This window comes from Ruegeria sp. E5, assembly GCF_056534105.1.
This window is the reverse complement of the sequence record NZ_JBQFPA010000002.1, coordinates 316071-336511: the sequence shown is the minus strand read 5'-3', so window position 1 is coordinate 336511 and position 20441 is coordinate 316071. Positions and strand designations below refer to the sequence as shown.

At 56.4% G+C, this 20441-nt stretch carries 17 protein-coding genes; 10 read left to right on the top strand and 7 right to left on the bottom strand.

The annotated features are described in order from the left end of the window. Positions 1-14 precede the first annotated feature (14 nt). The 5 genes from nqrM to ACR0BI_RS09730 all read left to right on the top strand — a co-directional run bounded on the left by nqrM (position 15) and on the right by ACR0BI_RS09730 (position 6015). A complete protein-coding gene (nqrM, locus tag ACR0BI_RS09750; RefSeq protein ID WP_170393970.1) occupies positions 15-245 on the top strand; it encodes a (Na+)-NQR maturation NqrM in 231 nt (76 codons plus the stop codon). 15 nt (positions 246-260) lie between these two features. Further along, the gene (locus ACR0BI_RS09745) at positions 261-1931 is read left to right on the top strand and encodes a sulfatase-like hydrolase/transferase (protein WP_480562223.1); all 1671 of its coding nucleotides are present in this window, start codon (positions 261-263) and stop codon (positions 1929-1931) included. Between the two features lie 86 nt (positions 1932-2017). Further along, complete coding sequence (gpmI, locus tag ACR0BI_RS09740) at positions 2018-3535, top strand: 2,3-bisphosphoglycerate-independent phosphoglycerate mutase (protein WP_480562224.1); 1518 nt, start codon at positions 2018-2020, stop codon at positions 3533-3535. Continuing rightward, a complete protein-coding gene (locus ACR0BI_RS09735) occupies positions 3532-4665 on the top strand; it encodes a peptidase M23 (RefSeq protein ID WP_170561994.1) in 1134 nt (377 codons plus the stop codon). The genes gpmI and ACR0BI_RS09735 overlap by 4 nt, the downstream gene beginning before the upstream one ends. A 6-nt stretch (positions 4666-4671) precedes the next feature. Continuing rightward, a complete protein-coding gene (locus ACR0BI_RS09730; protein WP_170393963.1) occupies positions 4672-6015 on the top strand; it encodes a S41 family peptidase in 1344 nt (447 codons plus the stop codon). Between the two features lie 48 nt (positions 6016-6063). Here the strand turns inward: ACR0BI_RS09730 and ACR0BI_RS09725 are convergent, their stop codons facing one another. The 3 genes from ACR0BI_RS09725 to ACR0BI_RS09715 form a co-directional block, all read right to left on the bottom strand. Next, complete coding sequence (locus tag ACR0BI_RS09725) at positions 6064-7590, bottom strand: MFS transporter (protein ID WP_170422711.1); 1527 nt, start codon at positions 7588-7590, stop codon at positions 6064-6066. Positions 7591-7653: 63 nt separating this feature from the next. Next, positions 7654-8019 (bottom strand): hypothetical protein, encoded by a 366-nt coding sequence (locus ACR0BI_RS09720; protein WP_170407248.1) that lies wholly within the window; start codon positions 8017-8019, stop codon positions 7654-7656. A gap of 10 nt (positions 8020-8029) precedes the next feature. Further along, positions 8030-8791, bottom strand: a complete 762-nt coding sequence (locus tag ACR0BI_RS09715; protein WP_170509260.1) for a DUF6478 family protein — start codon at positions 8789-8791, stop codon at positions 8030-8032. 233 nt (positions 8792-9024) lie between these two features. On the opposite strand from ACR0BI_RS09715, the gene ACR0BI_RS09710 reads away from it, so the two are divergent. From ACR0BI_RS09710 to ACR0BI_RS09695, 4 genes are read left to right on the top strand one after another with little or no spacing between them, the layout of a single operon-like run. Beyond that, on the top strand, positions 9025-12120 hold the full coding sequence (locus ACR0BI_RS09710; protein WP_480562225.1) for an ABC transporter transmembrane domain-containing protein: 3096 nt from the start codon (positions 9025-9027) through the stop codon (positions 12118-12120). Beyond that, positions 12110-13009 carry a CPBP family intramembrane glutamic endopeptidase gene (locus ACR0BI_RS09705; RefSeq protein ID WP_480562226.1) on the top strand — a complete coding sequence of 300 codons (900 nt, stop codon included), beginning with the start codon at positions 12110-12112 and terminating at the stop codon, positions 13007-13009. Before ACR0BI_RS09710 ends, ACR0BI_RS09705 begins: the two co-directional genes overlap by 11 nt. A gap of 59 nt (positions 13010-13068) precedes the next feature. Further along, positions 13069-14001, top strand: coding sequence for an acetyl-CoA carboxylase, carboxyltransferase subunit beta (accD, locus tag ACR0BI_RS09700; RefSeq protein WP_170393952.1), 933 nt, complete (start codon positions 13069-13071; stop codon positions 13999-14001). After that, positions 13998-15272: a bifunctional folylpolyglutamate synthase/dihydrofolate synthase gene (locus ACR0BI_RS09695; protein ID WP_170393950.1), complete on the top strand. Its 1275-nt coding sequence runs from the start codon at positions 13998-14000 to the stop codon at positions 15270-15272. The genes accD and ACR0BI_RS09695 overlap by 4 nt, the downstream gene beginning before the upstream one ends. Positions 15273-15315: 43 nt before the next feature. On the opposite strand, the gene zapE is transcribed toward ACR0BI_RS09695, so the two are convergent. Beyond that, positions 15316-16374, bottom strand: a complete 1059-nt coding sequence (gene zapE, locus ACR0BI_RS09690) for a cell division protein ZapE (protein ID WP_170465594.1) — start codon at positions 16372-16374, stop codon at positions 15316-15318. 148 nt (positions 16375-16522) lie between these two features. Between zapE and ACR0BI_RS09685 the strand changes: the two genes are divergently transcribed. Then, a complete protein-coding gene (locus ACR0BI_RS09685) occupies positions 16523-17764 on the top strand; it encodes an MFS transporter (RefSeq protein ID WP_480562227.1) in 1242 nt (413 codons plus the stop codon). Position 17765: 1 nt separating this feature from the next. On the opposite strand, the gene ACR0BI_RS09680 is transcribed toward ACR0BI_RS09685, so the two are convergent. The 3 genes from ACR0BI_RS09680 to sthA form a co-directional block, all read right to left on the bottom strand. Continuing rightward, on the bottom strand, positions 17766-18386 hold the full coding sequence (locus tag ACR0BI_RS09680) for an HAD family hydrolase (RefSeq protein ID WP_480562228.1): 621 nt from the start codon (positions 18384-18386) through the stop codon (positions 17766-17768). A 141-nt stretch (positions 18387-18527) separates the two neighbouring features. After that, positions 18528-18983, bottom strand: coding sequence for a YaiI/YqxD family protein (locus tag ACR0BI_RS09675; protein ID WP_170393941.1), 456 nt, complete (start codon positions 18981-18983; stop codon positions 18528-18530). Next, positions 18980-20440, bottom strand: coding sequence for a Si-specific NAD(P)(+) transhydrogenase (sthA, locus tag ACR0BI_RS09670; RefSeq protein WP_170393939.1), 1461 nt, complete (start codon positions 20438-20440; stop codon positions 18980-18982). The genes ACR0BI_RS09675 and sthA overlap by 4 nt, the downstream gene beginning before the upstream one ends. Between the last annotated feature and the right edge of the window lies 1 nt (position 20441).

The following is a 20441-nucleotide window of genomic DNA, read 5'->3' as shown; positions in this document are numbered from 1 at the left end:
CGGTAGGAACCGCTATGAGCACCTTTATTCTGGCCTTTTTCCTGTTGCTGATCGTCATGGTTGGCATGGCGCTGGGTGTGATGTTGATGGGCAAAACCATCAAAGGCAGCTGCGGTGGCCTGAACGCGATCTCGGGTGCCGATAAATGTGTGGTCTGCCAAAAGGATATCGATCCCGACAGCCCTCTGCGCGACCAGTTGCAGTGCAAGCGTGCGAAAAAGATGCTGCAACAGATGGAAGGCTAGGATAACCCTCTTGGCATGAACAAAGCCAAGAACGTCCTCTTCATCATGTTCGACCAATTGCGCTGGGACTATCTCAGCTGCTACGGGCATCCACATCTGCATACGCCAAATATTGACCGTCTCGCCTCGATGGGTGTGCGGTTCACGCGGGCCTACATCCAGTCTCCGATCTGCGGCAGTTCCCGTATGTCGACCTATACCGGCCGCTATGTGCATTCGCACGGCGCGTCATGGAACGGAATCCCGCTGAAAGTTGGTGAGGTCACCATGGGCGATCACTTGCGCAAGGCAGGGATGGATTGCTGGTTGGTTGGCAAGACTCATATGCGCGCAGACGCCGAGGGCATGGCTCGTTTGGGGCTTGAGCCCGACAGCCTGATCGGGGCACGCGTCGCTGAATGCGGGTTTGATGTCTTTGAGCGCGATGACGGGATGCGCCCCGAAGGGCCGGATGGGTTTTATGACCCGGATGGCGCCAAAAGGTACAACGAGTATCTGAAAGACAAAGGCTATGAGAGTGACAACCCCTGGCACGACTTCGCCAATTCGGGGCTGGATGAAGAGGGCAATGTACTTTCGGGTTGGTTCCTGAAGAATTCGTCAGAGGCCGCGAATATCGCCGAGGAAGACAGCGAAACGCCTTATCTCACCTCTCGCGCCATGGAGTTCATGGAAAACCATGACGGGCCGTGGTGCTGCCACCTTAGCTATATCAAACCGCATTGGCCCTATATTGTGCCGGAACCCTACGCCTCGATGTATGGTCCCGAACATATTCTGCCTGTCATTCGGTCCGAAGCTGAACGGCAGAACGCTCATCCGGTGCTGAAAGCGTTCATGGATACGAAAATCGGCCAGACCTTCTCGCGTCAGGATGTACGCGAGGCCGTGATCCCAGCCTATATGGGCCTGATCAAGCAGGCTGACGACCAAATGGGGCGGCTGTTTGACTGGATGGATCAGACCGGACGAATGCAGGACACGATGATCGTGCTGACCTCGGATCACGGGGATTTTCTGGGCGATCACTGGATGGGAGAGAAGACCTTCTTCCATGACGCCTCGACCAAAATGCCGCTGATCATCTTTGATCCATCGCCCGAGGCTGATGCCACGCGCGGCACCACATGCGATGAATTGGTCGAATCCATCGATCTAGCGCCCACGTTTCTGGATGTTGCAGGCGGTGAACCCGCAGGGCACATTCTGGAAGGGCATTCGTTGCTGCCCATCCTGCACGCTCAGGCTGACAGCACCCCGCGCGATGTAGTGATTTGTGAATATGACTACTCTGCATCTCCCATAGCGCAGACACTGAACGCCTCGGTTCGGGATGCGGTCATGTTCATGGTTGCAAACGAGAAATGGAAGCTGATCCATTGTGAAGGGGGCTATCGCCCGCTTTTGTTTGATCTAGAGAATGATCCGAATGAGCTGACGGACCTGGGCGAAAGCGATGAGCACACAGACATCATCGCCGAGATGTATGATCACCTGTTCACCTGGACGCGGCGCCAGTCGCAGCGCACGACCCGGTCGGAAGAACAACTGCTAAACATGCGTGGATCAAGCCGAGGAACAGGCGTGGTGATCGGTATTTACGACGAAAACGAGATGCCGCTTGAGCTGACCGTTAAATACCGCAACCGCAAAGCGCGACCCTTTGGGGACTACAAGACAGATTAATTCTTCATTCGCGGCCCTAATGACGGTTCAACCTTGAGCGGGCAGGGGGTAGAAGACAGCAACGCCGCCTCAATCGGAGAGCTTTCATGACCGCCCCAAAGCCCGTTGTCCTTTGTATCCTTGATGGTTGGGGCCTATCCGACGACACCAAGGCCAATGCGGTTTATCTGGCAAATACGCCAACCTTTGATGCTCTCATGGCTGAAGGTCCTCATGCGCAACTGATAACGCACGGGCCGGATGTGGGTCTACCTAGTGGTCAGATGGGTAATTCCGAGGTTGGTCACACCAATATCGGGGCTGGGCGCGTGGTTGCGATGGATCTGGGGCAGATTGACCTGGCCATAGAAGACGGTTCTTTCTTTCACAATGAGGCGCTGCAGAGCTTCATCGCTAAGGTGAAAGCTGCAGGCGGGACAGCGCATCTGATGGGGCTGGTATCGGATGGGGGCGTGCACGGGCACCTGGATCATATCGTGGCTGCCGCCAAAGCGGTTACCGATGCGGGTGTGCCTGTGGCGCTACATGCGATCACCGACGGGCGCGATGTGGCCCCGAAATCGGCCTTTACCTATATCGCCGAACTCGAAGACCGGTTGCCCGATGGCGCAAATGTCGTCACCGTCTGTGGGCGCTACTTTGCCATGGACCGCGATAATCGCTGGGAACGCGTTTCCGAGGCTTATGACGCAATAGTCAAAGGTCAGGGGCGCACCGTGGCCTCGGCCCATGAGGCCGTCGACCATGCCTACGCCCAATCCGAAACCGACGAGTTTATCGCGCCCACGGTTCTTGCTGGTTATTCCGGTATTAAGGACGGTGACGGGTTCTTTTGCCTGAACTTCCGCGCCGACCGTGCCCGAGAAATCCTGCGGGCAATTGGGGAGCCCGGTTTTGCCGAGTTCGACTCCGGTCCGCGCCCGCAGTTGTCGGCGTTACTGGGCATGGTTGAGTATTCCGATGGCCATAACGATTATATGACGACTGTATTTCCCAAGCGGGATATCGTGAACACGCTGGGCGAATGGGTTGCTAAGCAAGGCCTGCGCCAGTTCCGGCTGGCCGAAACCGAGAAGTACCCTCATGTCACTTTCTTCCTGAACGGTGGCAAAGAGCAGCCCGAGGGTGGCGAGGATCGCTTCATGCCCAAATCGCCCAAAGTGGCGACGTATGATTTGCAGCCCGAGATGTCCTCGGCCGAAGTGACAGAAAAGTTCGTCGAGGCGATCCACGGCGCATATGATCTGATCGTCACCAACTACGCCAATCCAGATATGGTTGGTCATACCGGTGATCTGCAAGCTGCGATTGAAGCCTGTGAAGCTGTTGATCAAGGGCTGGGGCAGGTGGTTGCAGCGCTGAAGCAGGTCGGGGGTGCGATGATTTTGACCGCAGATCACGGTAATTGTGAAATGATGGTTGACCCGGAAACGGGCGGTCCACATACGGCGCATACGCTGAATCCCGTGCCTGTTGTTCTGGTCGGCGGCCCCGAAGGGGCAAGCCTGCGCGATGGGCGCTTGGCCGATCTTGCTCCAACTTTGTTGCAGCTTATGGAATTGCCGAAACCCGTTGAAATGACAGGGGAAAGCTTGCTGACATGAGATTGCGCCCGATCGTTGCTGCAGCGCTGATTTGGGCCACCCCTGTCGTCGCCCAAACCAGCCCGTCAAAGGCGGCACTAGAAGCGGCCGAGATGCTGGAGCAAGCCTCGATCGCGTTGACTGAGGCCGAATCTGCCCGCGACCGTGTCAAAGCTCTGACCGAAACCATAAAAGCCTACGAGGCTGGTCTGAGCGCCATGCGCGACGGCCTGCGCCGCGCGGCCTTGCGCGAGGCGCAATTGACTGCGGAATTGCAGGTACAAGAGCAGGAGGTGGCGCAGCTGTTAGGTGTTCTGCAGACGATCGAAACCACCGCGCCTCCGGTACTTATGCTGCACCCGTCCGGCCCACTTGGGGCCGCGCGCACTGGTATGATGTTGTCCGAAGTCACGCCTGGGTTGAACGCGCAGGCTCAGGCGCTTGCAAACGAATTGCAAGAGGTACAGACACTGCGACAGCTTCAACAAAACGCTGCCAATACGCTGACCGAAGGGTTGGAGGGTGTTCAGGATGCCCGCACGCAGCTTAGTGAGGCGATAGCGGACCGGACCGATCTGCCTCGCCGTTTCGTAGAAGATCCTGTGCGTACAGCGATCCTGATATCCTCGACCGAAACGCTGGATGGGTTTGCCAGTGGGTTATCCGAGATCACCGATGGTGAGATTGAAGATACAAATGCAGATGTCTCGGGCCGGAAAGGTCAAATCGCCTTGCCCGCACAAGGGGTCATGCTGCACCGGGCGGGCGAAACGGACGCAGCGGGGGTAACGCGCCCCGGGCTGGTGCTGGGCACGCGACCCCGCGCATTGGTCACCGCGCCAACGGCTGCCACGATCCGTTACCGCGGGCCGTTGCTGGATCTCGGGAATCTTGTGATCCTTGAACCCCAGCCCGGATTGCTATTCGTGTTCTCAGGTCTGCAAGAGGTATATGGTCTGACCGGGGAAGTGATACCCGAGGGTACTCCGGTAGGTTTGATGCCGGGTGAAACTCCGGAAATCGGCGCTATTATGTCAACAAGCGGTGATGGCACTGGAACTGACTGGTCAGAAACGCTCTATATAGAAGTAAGACAGGATAACAGCCCAGTGGACCCGGAATCATGGTTCCGGACGGACAAGGATGGATAAACGAGTATGAAGAAATTTGTGATGGCCGGACTGGCCGGCACCGTGGCAGGGATAGTCGCAACAACACAGATCGCAGGCCCTCTGCTTGCGCAAGAGGCCGAGAACAAGGCAAGCGTTTACGAACAACTTGATCTGTTCGGTGACATTTTCGAACGTATTCGCGCCCAGTATGTCGAAGAGGTAGAAACCGACGAGCTGATCGAGGCTGCGATTGACGGGATGCTGACCTCGCTAGACCCACATTCCAGCTACCTGTCGCCTGATGATGCCGAGCAGATGCGCGTGCAGACACGTGGCGAGTTTGGCGGGCTCGGTATCGAAGTCACGCAGGAAGAAGGCTTTGTCAAAGTTGTATCGCCCATCGATGACACCCCAGCGGATGCTGCTGGTATCGAAGCGGGCGATTTCATCACTCATGTGGATGGCGAGAGCATTTTGGGGCTGACGCTGGATAAAGCCGTGGACCTGATGCGCGGCCCGGTGGGATCGGAAATCGTGATCACAGTCGTGCGTGAAGGCGAGCAGGAGCCATTCGACGTGACGATCGTTCGCGACACGATCAAGCTGACCGCAGTTCGTGCACGTACCGAAGGTACAAGTGTCGTGTTGCGTGTCACGACCTTCAATGACCAAACCTATCCGAACCTTAAGGAAGGACTGGAAGAACAGATTGAAGAGGCCGGGGGCATCGAAAACGTCAATGGGATCGTTCTGGATCTGCGTAACAATCCCGGCGGGTTGTTGACTCAGGCCATCAAGGTCTCTGACGCATTCCTGGATGAGGGCGAAATCGTCTCGACCCGGGGTCGCAATCTCGAAGATGGTGAGCGATTCAACGCAACACCCGGCGATCTGACCGGGGGCAAGCCCATCGTTGTGCTGATCAACGGTGGTTCGGCCTCGGCGTCGGAAATTGTCGCGGGCGCCTTGCAGGATCACAATCGCGCCATCGTGGTTGGCACTAAGAGCTTCGGCAAGGGATCGGTGCAGACGGTCATGCCGCTTCGGGGTGACGGGGCTATGCGTCTGACAACCTCTCGCTACTACACGCCCTCGGGTCGTTCGATTCAGGCGCTTGGCGTCAGCCCGGACATCATCGTTGAACAACCACGCAACAACCCGGTTGACGAGGAAGAGGAAGATACAAACACCCGCACCCGGTCCGAGGCCGATCTGCGTGGCAGCCTGAACAATGACAGCCTCAGCGAGGACGAGATTCGCCAGATCGAAGAAGATCGCGCCAAGGCCGAAGCCACCGCGGAGCTGCGGGAAGAGGATTATCAACTGGCCTATGCCATCGATATTCTCAAGGGCCTGTCCGCATTCAATCCGACTGGACCGTCACAATAAAGGGGAGGGGGGCCGCCACCAGCGGCCCCATACTTACACCTGTACGGGTTACCCTTCGACCTTGTGCAGCTTTTTCTCATCCAGCATCAGCGCTAGGACGATTCCAGCAGCGACTGAGATCGTGGCGAATACAAAAGCCATATTCATTCCGGTATCAAAGGCCGCCGCAATGGCGGCCTGAACCTTTTCAGTTTCACCTGAATTCAACTTTTCAAGCACTGCTTTTGCCGAGTCTGTGTTCAGCGTTCCACCATTGATCGCTTTCTGATCAGCCTCGGACATGTTGATGCCTGACGCAGTCAATCGGGTTTTCAGGCTGGACAGGCTTGTCACATACATGACCGCCGTCGCACAGGCGACCGCGATTGCCCCATAGACCAGATGGGTCATGAAACTCAGGCCGCCAACCAGTCCGGCGCGTTCCGGCTTGACCGCGCATACAGCGGCTGTTCCCGAAGGCCCGACCGTCAGCGTTGCGCCCAAACCAATCAGCGCCATTCCGGGAAGAATCTGAAAATATCCGGTCCCGGAGGGCATGATGACAACGCTTGCCGCCCCGACTGTGGCGCAAATATATCCCCAAAACAGCAGTCGCTTGGGCCCAAAATCGTTATACAGCGTACCCGAGACGATCGATCCGACCGCTAGCAACACCGTCAGCGGTGCCAAACCCAGCGCCGATTGGAACACAGACCATCCCAAGACTTTTTGCATATACTGCGGAAAATAAAGCAGCCCGACAAAAGCTGCCGAGACGTTGAACATATTCAGACCTAAGGTAATCAAAAACTCTCGGTTCTGCATCAACTGAGGCATTAGCAAGGGTTCCTTGACCCTCTTTTCGACTTTCGGAAACAGGAAGAACAAAACGGCGCTGACAAAAAACAGCAGCAAAAGCGGCAGCGAAGTCCAGCCCCAATCGGCACCAACGTCCAAACCGTAAAGCAAGAGCAAAACTGCAAAAGACAGGATACCCATCCCGGCAAAGTCGATGTGTTCACCTTTCTTATGCTCGGTCTCACGCTCCATCAGCAGGATCGCAGTCGTCATCGAAATGCTGGAAAACACCACATTGGCGAGGAAAAACAACCTCCAATCACCCAGATTGACCACCGCGCCGCTAATCATCGGTCCAAAGACATTACCCGTGGTGACACCCGCCAGTATCAGCCCCATCACCAATGCGCGGTGTTCTTCTTTCGACACTTTGGTGGCTCCAAATGCCAGTGTGCAGGGCCACACGCATCCCGCCCCGATCCCCTGCAAGGCGCGTGCGCCGATCAGGTAGTCCAAACCGGGTGAGACAAAGCATAAAACCGACGCAAACAGAAAGATCGAAAGACCGATGATCATCATCTTGCGATGACCATACATGTCACCCAGGCGACCTCCGGCCACCATCGTCATGGCAAAGAACAGAGCGTAAATATTCAGAACCCACTGGGTGCTGGTGATGTCGGCGTCAAAGCTGTTTTCGATTGCCGGGACCAGCATGAGGGCACCGGTAAAATCGATCCCGATCCCGAAACCCGTCACCATCAGCGCGATGACCTTTATGATGCTGTTGCGATCCATAGGCCAATCCAATGATGCACGTATGGACCTGAAAAGATAGGGACAATCCTATCGGTACTGTGGTCAGGTTTCGCTTTGAGATGCCTGAGAGCGGCGGAACGCGCGCTTTAACATGTCCAACTCGGCGCGCAACAAAGCGACTTCGGCCCTCAAGTCATCTGCGGCGGGTGAACCGGCGATGATGGTGAAATCCCCCAGCTTATGGCCTGTTGTTCCATCGTGAATCACGACAGTATGGACACCTTCCGACAGGGCGGCGGGCGGCACTGGGATGCGCAAGGCCCAGCCATCTGTTGCTGGTTCCAACTCAACATCAGTCAAAGGCTCACCAAGAAACAGCACCTTGATCTGAGGGGGGCTTTCGCTGGTCAAATGGCCTTCCCACAGGCCGTTTTCGAAGCGGATTGGTGTCAGGGTGGTATGAGACATTGAGTACCCTTTACAGATCAGCCCGGTGGTAACGGCAAAATGTCAGGTCACGAAACACCACACGGTTCATCGCGGGTTGATCAATGATCAGATCCAGCCAGAGTTTTTCAATTCGACGCTCATTCACGTTCAGATGGGCCAGATCAAAATCTACAGTCGCCGCAGGTGTTGAAAGATCAAGTTCGCGCAGAACCTGCTCGGTATTAGGGCCATGCTGAATGTTCAGGCGGGCGAAGACAACGGTAGAACGCTCGCACTCAACCAGAGTGTCGACCCGCATCAGATGCTGGCGGGACAGATTTATGGCGGCATCAGTGGGCAGATCAACGGAGAGCGACAGGAAAGATCCCTGAAAATCAAATACCTCAACGGCCAGACTGAAAGGCGCCAAATCCTTGTCTCGCCGATTTCGGATTTGCTGCAGCCCGATCTCGACCTGGCTGCAATCGTGAAACAGGATGACCTGCCCATCCATCCGCGCCTTGCGCGGGGCCGAGGCTATACCTTTGCGGATCAGTGGCGTCCGCCACAGGTCCGGTCGCCACGACCAATCCGTTCCCAAGGGTTTTGGAAACTGGGTCGCCCCAATCAAGGGTTGGATCAGGCGAGCATCAGCTTTTTGAATTGCTTGTTCAAGTTTGCCGCGCAACCGCCGGGCGTCATCACGTTGGCGGCGAAGCTCAGGCAGTGCGAGGTGGTCAGACTGCTGCGCGGCACGCTGCCAGCGCCCCAGAGCCTTTAGTTGAATATATCGATCCAGTAATCTGCCCATCGCCCCATCTTTCAAGACAGCCCCTCTTTAGTCAAAGTCGGGGCAGGGGACAAACCAGTCTTACTTGATTAGCGGATAAATCTTCCCGAATCCTAAATGTGATCTCCTATCCAGCTGGTTTCTGCGTCGCAAAGAGCCGCCATTCTTGCAATAGCTCGGGCCGAGGCTTACCGTCGGCGCTCGGGCAATCGGCATTTGTCCCGGATCATGCAGGCTCATCATGAGGCAGGGGAATGGAACCCACCCTATTTTCATTCATATGGAAGCATTCGAAAAAACAGCAATTGGTCCTACTATTGCTGACCGTTCTGTCATTTCCGTTCCTTTACGCTTCGTTGGAGCTTCCCAAGCAGATCATCAACGACGCGATTGGTGCGCCCGCAGACACCGTGAAAGTACTCGGTATCACCGTGACACAGGTGCAGTACCTGCTGATTCTGTGCTTTGCCTTTTTGGCAACTGTCATCGCCAGTGGCGTGATGAAAATGCGCATCAATACCATGAAAGGCATTCTCGCCGAGCGGATGTTGCGTCGCCTTCGCTTTACCTTGATCAGCCGCTCGATGCGCTTTCCCAAATCCTATTTCGCCACCACCAGCCAAGGTGAACTGGTATCGATGATCACGTCCGAGGCCGAACCCATGGGCGGGTTGATGGGAGATGCCATCGCGCAGCCCGTTTTTCAGTTCGGCCAGATGATGACGATCGTCACGTTTCTTTTCATGCAAAGCGTGTGGTTTGGTCTGGCCAGTATTGCATTGATCCCTTTGCAGGCCTGGCTGATTCCCAAATTGCAGCGTCAGATCAACCTTCTAAACAAGGATCGCATTCAGGAGGTCCGGCGGCTGAGCTCTGAGATTGGCGAAAGTGCTGCTGGTATCAGCGATCTGCGCACCAATGGCGGCTGGCGCTATCGTCTGGCGCAATTCAGCCATCGGCTAGGAACCTTGTTCGAGATCCGCTTTAAGATCTACAACAAGAAGTTCTTCATGAAGTTCCTCAACAATCTGATCACTCAGATGACACCCTTCCTGTTCTATTCAGTAGGCGGCTATCTGGCGATCACGGGCGAGGTGACAGTAGGCGCATTGGTCGCCGCGTTGGGTGCATATAAAGACCTCAGCGGCCCTTGGAAGGATCTTCTGACCTACTACAACCAAGTACAGGACATGTCACTGCGCTGGGAAATTGTGACCGAACGGTTTGCCCCATCGAATATGATACCCGAACAGTTGTTTGAGGGCGTCCCCGAGGCAATCCCGCACCTAACCGGCGATATCGAACTGCGCAACGTGACCGTTCGTGATGATGACGGCAAGACCATCCTTGAGGATATTGATCTTACCATTCCCCAAGGCGCTCGGGTTGCGATTCAGTCGAAACACGCTTCGGAACGCAGTGCGCTTGCGCAGTTGCTGACGCGCGAAGTGCTGCCGGTTCAAGGCGAGGTTCTGATGGCTGGCCACAACCTCAACAGCCTGCATCAGGCGGTGATTGCGGCGCGGATCGGCTATGCCTATTCACGCCCTTACCTGTTCGACGGAACATTGGGTGATAACCTGCTAATGCCGCTGCGCACGCATCCTCAACACGAAAGTGGTGCATTGCAGGCCCCCTCACGCCGCCAGATCGAAGCCGTGCGCGCCGGGAACCCACCCGATTCACTGTCCGATGAATGGATCGATCCAAGCCTCGCGGGTCTTGATGACATCGAGGATATTCGTGATTGGTGGTTCCAGCTTGTCGAAGCGATGGGCATTGATGAATTTATGTTCCGGCGCACTTTGCGCTCTCAGTTCGACCCGGAAGTACACCCGGTACTGGCGAAAGAAATAGTCGATCTGCGAGATACCGTTGCGACACGCCTGCAAGAGCGCGGGTTGGACAAGTATGTCTATCGGTTCGATCCTGACCAGTTCAATCCCGCCGTGCCCTTGGGCGGGAACCTGCTGTTCGCTTCACCGACGCATGATATCGCACCGGACATTCTGGCGGGGGACCACCGGTTTCTGTCGTTGCTTACGGGCAATGGCCTTGATGATGACGCGCTCAGCATCGCTCAGGCCGTTCTGGAAACCCTAAACCAGACTTTCGGGCGAGATGGGGCCGATCACCCATTGTTCTTGCGGCTTGGCATGTCAAAAGACATGTACCACCGTCTGCTCGATATCGAAGAGCGCCGCAAAACCAAGGGCGAGGAAGCCATCGGCGATCAGGAACGTGCGCTGCTGTTGACCGTCCCATTCATGCTGACCGCTGAACAAATCGGCCCGAGTTTCCCTGAGGAGTACAAGGACAAAATCCTTTCCATTCGTCACAGTCAGGCCGAACGGCTGCGGGGCGCTATGGGTGCGATGTTCGTGCCGGTGTCACCGGACGTCTACGTTCCCCGCCTGACAGCAATGGAAAACGCTCTGTATGGTCGGGTATCCATCATGGCTGGTGCTCATGCAGAAGAGATCGAAGATCTGGTCGCGGAGGTTCTGAACGAGGCCGGGCTGCGCCGAAGGGCCGCCGCGATCATCTACGACCTGCCGTCCGGGTTAGGTGGGAATAACCTTCCGACAGTGTTTCAGGAGCGTGCTGCCTTTTCTCGTGCCGGGATCAAACGCCCCGATATCCTGATACTCGACAAGGCACTGGCCAGCCACGACTCTGAAAGCCGCCTGCGGACCCGTCTGAAGCTGCGCGAGTTATTACCCGACTCGATTATGATCTTTATGGAGGATCATTTTGCCCATCCGGAAGCCTATGATTTGTTTGTTGAAATAAAGGACGGTCGCATCGATGGTGTCTCGCGCGTGTCCACCGATGCCGAAGATACCGGGACGGACGACCTGAGCCGGAAACTCAAGATCATTTCTTCTACCGAGTTGTTTTCACGAGTCGATGGGCGCAACCAGCGTCTTCTGGCGTTTTCGGCCCAATGGTACGAGGTCGCGGCAGGTCAAACCATTTTCGCACGTGGCCAGGCTCCCGATGCGGCGTATTTGTGTATTTCGGGTTCGGCGAGCCTGAATTGGCTGAATGAACACGGTGAAATGCGTTCGCTCTCGATAGTAGAACCCGGGCGCCTTATCGGCGATCTTGCGATTATCACCAATGAGCCGCGACAATTAGATTTGGTGGCCCTCACGGATTGCTCGTTCCTGCGGATCGGCGCGGAGGAATTGCGTGCTGTGATTGAAAGTGACGCGGGCGTTGCGATGAGGTTGCTTGAAACCGTGGCTGGATATTTGTCCACGGTGTCCGAGCGGTTGCGTGACCCCAACACTCCAATTGGGGATGACCTGCCTTCGGTAAGTGCTGAGCAATCCCATGAGCACTAATGAAAGGCGGGGTGCCTATTCAAGTCATCAGCAATTGCTAGGTGCCGCCCGCAGATATCCCGAGATATGGCGCTTGTTGGCTGGTCTTGCGCTGGTCTCAGTGGTTGTGGTCACGCTCAATGCAATCTTGTTCGCAATCGTTGCCAGTCTTGGCTCATCAGGGTCGGCGGTCACATTCTTGAATGGATCGTCGCCAACAGCGCTCCTTATTGTGCTCTCCAGCTTTATTTTTGTCACTATTGGCGTGGCGTTGGGGGCACGATTATTTCAGCACCGGTCACTTGCCTCGGTCCTGGGCGAACAATCCATCGCAATCTGGCAGTTTTGGCGCGTTGTTCGCGCATTGCTTCTGCTGGGTGCAGTCATATTCATACTCCCCCCCTATGACCTTGGTGCACCATTGGTGGCGAATCTCGCGTTAACCAAATGGCTTTTGCTGCTTCCCTTATCCGCTGTTGCGGTGCTGATTCAGACCAGCGCCGAGGAAATCCTGTTCCGAGGCTATATGCAACAGGGCCTGGCCGCGCGGTTTCGGTCTCCGCTGATCTGGATGGTTCTGCCATCAATCTTGTTCGCAGCTGGCCACTACAGCCCCGCGACGGTCGGAGACAATGCGGTCTTGATTGCCATCTGGGCGCTGACATTTGGGCTTTTGACCGCCGATCTGACCGCGCGAGCGGGCACGCTGGGCCCCGCCATTGCGCTGCATTTTTTCAATAACATCGCGGCTCTGCTTGTCATTTCGCTCCCCGACAACCTTGGTGGCCTGGCCTTGTTCCATCTTCCTTATGAGGCATCGGACGCCGAAGCGTTGCGACCTTGGTTGCTAGTCGACTTTGCGCTGATGATCGTGGGGTGGCTCACCGCAAGATTGGTCCTCAGGCGCTGATTGCATTTCCCGGCATTGCGTCTTATTTGACGTCAACGCCGCATTATCAAGGTTCCGACATGAACTGGATCACAAACTACGTCCGCCCCCGGATCAATTCGATCTTCTCGCGCCGCGAAGTGCCCGAAAACCTTTGGCACAAGTGTGATGAGTGTGGAACCATGCTGTTCCACCGCGAATTGGCGGAAAACCAGAATGTCTGCACCCAGTGCGACCATCACATGGCAATCACGCCGCGCGATCGGTTCCAACATCTGTTTGATGGCGGTATTTTTTCCGAGGTTGATGTCCCGGCACCGAAAGACGATCCCCTGCAGTTTCGGGATCAGAAAAAATACCCTGACCGCATGAAGGCGGCCCAGAAAAAGACCGGCGAGAAAGAAGCGATGCTGGTCGCCGTTGGCGAAATCGGCCGTACCCCGATCGTGGCTGCCGCGCAGGATTTTTCGTTCATGGGCGGATCGATGGGCATGTATGTAGGCAATGCCATCATTGCTGCAGCACAGGAGGCTGTTAGGCTACAGCGGCCCCTGATCCTGTTTTCGGCAGCCGGCGGCGCGCGGATGCAGGAAGGCATTCTGAGCCTGATGCAAATGCCGCGTACGACGGTCGCAGTGGAGATGCTCAAAGAAGCAAACCTGCCCTATATTGTTGTCCTGACCCACCCGACAACAGGCGGCGTTACAGCCTCGTACGCGATGCTGGGTGACGTTCATATTTCGGAACCCAATGCCCTGATCTGTTTCGCCGGACCCCGTGTGATCGAACAGACCATTCGTGAGAAACTGCCCGAAGGATTCCAGCGCGCTGAATATCTGCTGGATCACGGGATGCTCGACCGAGTGACCAAACGCACCGAGATGCGGGATGAGCTGATCACCATCACCCGAATGCTGATGAAGCAGCCCCCTGCGGTCAAAGGCGACCTTCCTGCGCCCGAGCCGGAAGAAGCCCCAACCGAGGCACCCACCGAGGACGCGGTCGAAAAATGACCTCCCCATCTTCGGATGCCATCCTAGACCGGATGATGGCGCTGCACCCCAAGATCATCGACCTGACCTTGGACAGGGTATGGCGTTTGCTGGCGGCACTAGACAATCCTCAGGTTAAGCTGCCTCCGGTCATTCATATCGCTGGAACCAATGGCAAGGGCTCGACCCAGGCCATGATCCGGGCGGGGCTTGAAGGGGCAGGGCATGCGGTCCATGCCTATACCTCACCTCATCTGGCCCGGTTTCACGAGCGAATCCGACTGGCAGGTGAGCTGATTTCCGAGCCCGACCTGACCGCCGTGCTGGATGAGTGTTACGCCGCAAATGGCGGTGAGAACATCACCTATTTTGAAATCACCACCTGCGCCGCGCTGCTGGCATTTTCCCGCACCAAAGCTGACTATACGCTGCTCGAAGTCGGGCTGGGCGGGCGGCTGGACGCCACCAACGTGATCGAACGGCCCGAGTTGACGGTCATCACCCCCGTCTCGATCGACCATGAGCAGTTCCTGGGCGACACTTTGGGCAAGATCGCCGCTGAAAAAGCCGGAATCATCAAGCCGGGCGTTCCCTGCATCGTCGGCCCGCAGCAAGATGAGGCGCTGGAAGTCATCGAATATACTGCAGCCCGTCTGGGCGCTCCGCTAATGGTCCACGGGCAGCACTGGCATGTTCATACTGAGAACGGTCGCCTTATTTATCAGGACGAAACCGGTTTGCGCGATCTGCCTATGCCAAACCTACTGGGTGCTCATCAGATCGAAAATGCAGGCGCGGCTCTGGCTGCGTTGCGCCACCTGCAAATGGGTGATGATGCCTACGAGGCCGCTGTGGCCAAGGCCGAATGGCCCGCGCGCATGCAGCGGCTAAAAATCGGTCCTCTGGTTGAGCAGGCCCCTCAAGCTGAGTTGTGGTTGGATGGCGGTCACAACGCGGCTGCAGGCACTGCTTTGGCCGAGGTTTTAGCGTCACTACCAGAACGTCCCACGCATATGATTTGTGGTATGCTGAATACCAAAGATGTCACCGGTTATCTCGCGCCATTGGCCCAAAGGGCAGACAGCTTGACGGCCGTATCGATCCCGGGTGAGCAGAATACACTGAGCTCGGACGAAACCGCCGCCGCTGCTGCTAAGGTGAATCTGACCGCCACAACAGCAGACAGCGTCACAGACGCGCTCGCCGCAATCACCGCTCAAACCCCTGATGCACGCATTCTGATCTGCGGGTCGCTTTATCTTGCGGGAAACATCCTTAGAGAAAACGCCTGATCCTCCGCCTGATGAAAAAGATCCTGCGCCAGGGCAGCACCCCCTATCTGCCCCAATCCTTGTCTTGCATCTCCCGCAGGCGCGAGGCCGTACGCTCAAACTCAAAGGTTCCTTCTCCTTCGACATAGAGCATCTCGGGCTCGGCAGCGGCGGAACAAATCAGCCGAACTTTCGCCTCATAAAGCGCATCGATCAGGGTGACGAAGCGCTTTGCCTCATTGAAGTTATTGCGTGACAAACGCGGGATGTCTTCAAGAACCAATACCTTCAGCGCTTCTGCGATAGCCAGGTAATCTCCTGGACCCAACATTCGTCCGCAGAGGTCATAAAACGAGGCCCGTGCAACGCCGTTGCGAAAGGCGGGCAGGACAACTTCGCGACCCTTCACCTGAAGGGCCAGCTCTTCTGCCGGTCCACCCGACAGATCATTCCACACCTCACGAATCTTTTCCCGCGCTTCGGGCCCGATGGGGGTGAAGTAAACCGGCGAGCCTTCAAGTCGGTTCTGCCGGTAATCCGTGGGTGAAACCAACTCCCACACTTCCAGTTGCTCTTTGATATGCTGAATGAAAGGCAGAAAAAGCTGCCGGTTCAACCCATCCTTATATAGATCATCCGGATGTCTGTTCGAAGTCGTAACGATAACGACACCACCCTTGTAGAGCAGATCAAACAACCGCCCCACGATCATCGCGTCGGTGATATCGACGATCTGCATCTCATCAAAGGCCAGCACCCGCGCCGATTTGATGACTGCATCGGCCACAGGGACCAGAGCGTCCTCAACGCCGTCTTCACGCGCCTTGTGCAGACCGGAATGGATTTCCTGCATGAACGCATGAAAATGCACCCGTCGAACTGGGATTTCACCCAATGTCTCGACAAACATGTCCATCAACATCGACTTGCCGCGCCCAACACCTCCCCAAAGATACAAACCCTTGGGTGGCGGCGGCGCTTTGCGGAAAAATCCACGCTTAACCGGTTCGGCCAAGGCTGCCCGAATGCGCTCAAACCGGGGCAGCACAGCCTCTTGCGCGTCGTCCCGGGTCAGTGTCCCATCAGCAATAAGATCTTCATAGTGTGAAATTAGATCCGTCATGAGTTGAGCCATACCGATCGCTTCGTGTGTTGAAAAGAAACCTTTTTTCCAGACACATCAATTTTGCTGAACTGGCGTCACAAAACTCCTGAATTGACGCGCCGAGTTGTACCGCTAACGTCTGCTGGAACCAATCTTCGGAGCCTCAATGTCGCAATCCACCCGTTTGCTGAACCCGATCCTGATCGTCGGCTGCCTCGTAATTACAGTCAGTTTTGCCGTACGCGCCTCTTTTGGTGTGTTCCAGATACCGATTGCGGATGAGTTCGGCTGGCTACGCAGCGATTTTTCGATGGCGATCGCCATACAAAACCTGGCTTGGGGGATCGGCCAGCCGATCTTTGGCGCCATTGCGGAAAAGATTGGGGATCGGCGCGCCATCATTCTGGGCGCTCTGACCTATACGGCGGGAATGGTCCTGACGGCATGGTCCGTTACCCCGTTTGAACATCAGATGTATGCCTGGCTCGTGGGTTTCGGGATCGCTGGGACGGGGTTTGGCGTGGTCCTTGCGGTCGTAGGTCGTGCCTCATCGGATGCGAACCGCTCGATGTCATTGGCGATTGTCACCGCAGCGGGCAGTTTCGGGCAAGTCATTGGCGCACCCACAGCGGAGTGGTTGCTGACTTTCTTACCCTGGCAGCAAGTGTTTCTGATCTTTGCGGTGGCTATCCTTGCATTGATCCTGACATTGCCATTCATGCGCGCGCCTCAGCCCGTCAGCAGGACGGAGCTAGAAGAGAGTATGGGGCAGATCCTGTCCAAGGCATTCCGCGACCCGTCTTATTCGCTGATTGCGATCGGCTTTTTCAGTTGTGGCTATCAACTGGGCTTTGTCACAGCCCATTTCCCCGCCTTCGTCACCGAGATGTGCGGCCCGATCCAACCCGGAGGCCTCTTACATTCGATGGGGATCACCACAACTTCAGCCTTGGGGGCGATTGCGATTTCGTTGATTGGGTTGGCCAATATCGGCGGAACCCTTTTGGCCGGATGGGCTGGAAATCACTTTCCGAAGAAGTACCTGCTCGCGGCGGTTTACACCGGCCGAACGCTTGCCGCAGGTGCCTTCATCGTGTTCCCAATCACGCCCTTGTCCGTGATCGCATTCTCGCTTGTGATGGGGTCGCTCTGGTTGGCGACCGTACCGCTAACATCTGGCCTTGTCGCACATCTCTATGGCCTGCGGTACATGGGCACGCTCTACGGGATCGTATTCCTGAGCCATCAGATCGGCAGTTTTCTGGGCATCTGGTTAGGCGGGCGCATGTACGACCAATTCGGTGATTACACCATGGTTTGGTGGATCGGCGTCGCTATCGGAGCGTTCAGCGCCATCATTCACCTGCCCATCCGCGAAAATCGCTCACCAACCGGCGTGACAGCCTGAGCTATGCGGCCTCTTCAGCGGTCAGCAGCCCCTCAGAAACCAATCGATCCGCCCAACCCTGCGGATCGATGAAGTGATGCGTTTGCCATCCGCGCGCCCTTGCTGTTTCGATATTCTCGATCCTGTCATCTGCAAACAAAAGCGCCGAGGGAGGGATGCCGCAATCGGCCTCAACCATTTCGTAAATTGGCATACGAGGTTTGACCGTCTTCATCCGACCCGAGACATATTGACGATCAAACTCATTCAGAAACGGATAAACGGTAGTGGCATAGTCAAAATTCTGAACCCCAAAATTCGTCAGGGCAAAAACCGGGATCTTCTTGGTCCGCAACGCGCGCAGCAGTCGCGCTGAATGTGGGATCTCGGGCGCGGCCAGTTCGATCCAGTTGTCATGCCACATTCGGATTTCATCGTGCCATTCCGGGTACTTGTCCGCCCAATTGTAAATTGTATCCGTGAAATGATGGCCCTGATCTACCAGATCATTCATCCCATGCAGATCGACCTCGTCAAACATGGCGCGACGACGATCCTCGCCGATTACCCGATCATAATAGCGCTCGGGCTGCCACTCGATCAGCACATTTCCGATGTCAAAGATGACGGCTTCAATGGCCATGACTTAATCCCATACCAGTTCAATCACAACGACTGAACCAAGCGCAGGTCAGAGATGCAAGCGCCAACCGCAGCGCCGCACGCGCTGCCCAGCCCAACGGAAGGATATGCATCTTTGATGCGTCTCTGACCGGCGGGAGCACTACCTGCGAAGGGCAGCGCGTATCTCGCGCTCAAGCGCATCTAGAAAACGCGACCGGTCGGCTTTGCCAAATGGTTTTCCTCCGCCACCTGTCCCCAGCGGGTTTGCCGCGCGAAGGTCCGCCATCAGATCGCGCATTGCCAATTGCTGACCGATATTGGCCGCGGTGAAAGCCTCGCCACTGGGCCGAAGCACACGTGCTTCGGCTTCAATACACTTGGCGGCCAGCGGTATATCAGAGGTAACGACAATATCGCCGGTGCCGCAGCGTTCGGCAATCCACTTATCCGCCTCATCTGCTCCCGAGGCGACGATCACTACCTGCACCAACGGGTTGGCAGAGGGGCGTAGCCCTCCGTTTGAGACCAGAACCATCGGCACCTTGTGCCGGGTTGCCACCCGTTCAGCCTCGGCCTTGACCGGGCAGGCATCCCCATCGATGTAAAGCGTCGTCACGCCTCTTTGACCTTTGGCGCTGACTTTGCCTTTGGCGTCGATTTGCGCACCTTGAATTCGTCCGGAATGGGCATCCGGTTAAAGGCATCCAGCCCCGCGATTTTGTAAGCTTCGGCAAGGGTCGGATAGTTGAACGTGTTCTGCACGAAGTAGTCCACCGTACCTTTCAGGTTCAGCACCGCCTGCGCGATATGGATCAGCTCGGTTGCGCCTTCGCCGACAATCTGAACCCCTAAGACCCGGCGGGTCTTGAGCGAGAACAGCATCTTCAGCATGCCATGCTCCAACCCCATGATGTGCCCGCGCGAGGTTTCGCGGAACCGGGCCACACCCACTTCGTAGGGAATACCACGCTCCTGCAGTTCTTCCTCGGACATCCCGCAGGTTGAGATTTCGGGGACCGAGTAGATCCCATACGGATACCAGGGGCTTTCCGGCAGGGTTGGAGTCTCCAGCGCATGACAGGCCGCGACCCGTCCCTGTTGCAACGAAGTTGAGGCCAACGACGGATGCCCGATGACGTCTCCGGTGGCATAGATATGCGGCACCGAGGTCTGATAGGTCTTGCGGTCCACACTGATACGATTGCGATGATCCGTTTCAATGCCAACCGCGTCCAAGTTCAGCGCCGAGGTCGCCCCCATCCGCCCGGCTGCAAACAGAAGCATCTCGGCCCGGACGTGTCGCCCATTGTCCAGCGTGATCTCAACATGGCTACCGGCGTCTTCAATTTTCTCGACGGCTGCCCCCAACCGCAGATCGACGCCATTTTCACGGATCTGATGCGTGAAATCGTGGATCAGTGTCTTGTCGATGAAATCCAGAAACGTCTCGCGCGGTTCGATCAACGTCACCCGGACATCAAGCGCCGAGAACATGGTTGCATATTCAACGCCGATCACGCCCGCACCGATCACGCAGAGCGAACGCGGGATTTCCTCCATCTCAAGGAAATCATCCCCATCGACGACAGTTTTGCCATTGAAAGGCACGTAATCTGGCCGGTAGGTCTTGGTGCCGGTGGCGATCAGGAATTTGGCTGCTGTCAGACGCGTGGATTCGCCTGCATCCGTAGCCACCTCGATCTCGTGTGGACCCGTGAACGTCGCCAACCCGTTCAGCGTTTCAACATGGTTGCGGTTGAATTGATGCTCCAGCACATCGACCTCATGATCGAGTGTCATGTGCAGCCGTGCTTTCAGATCCTCGGCGCTGATCTGATCCTTGACCCGGTAGGAGCGCCCATAAAAACTGCGCTCGCGCCAGCCTGACAGGTTCAGCACCGTCTCTCGCAAGGTTTTCGATGGGATCGTTCCGGTATGAACAGAGACACCACCAAAACGATCTTTGCGGTCAATCACCAGCACCCGGCGCTGCAATTTGCCTGCCTGAATCGCCGCCGCCCGGCCTGAAGGGCCCGAGCCGATGATGATCAGGTCATAGTCATATTTGCTCATG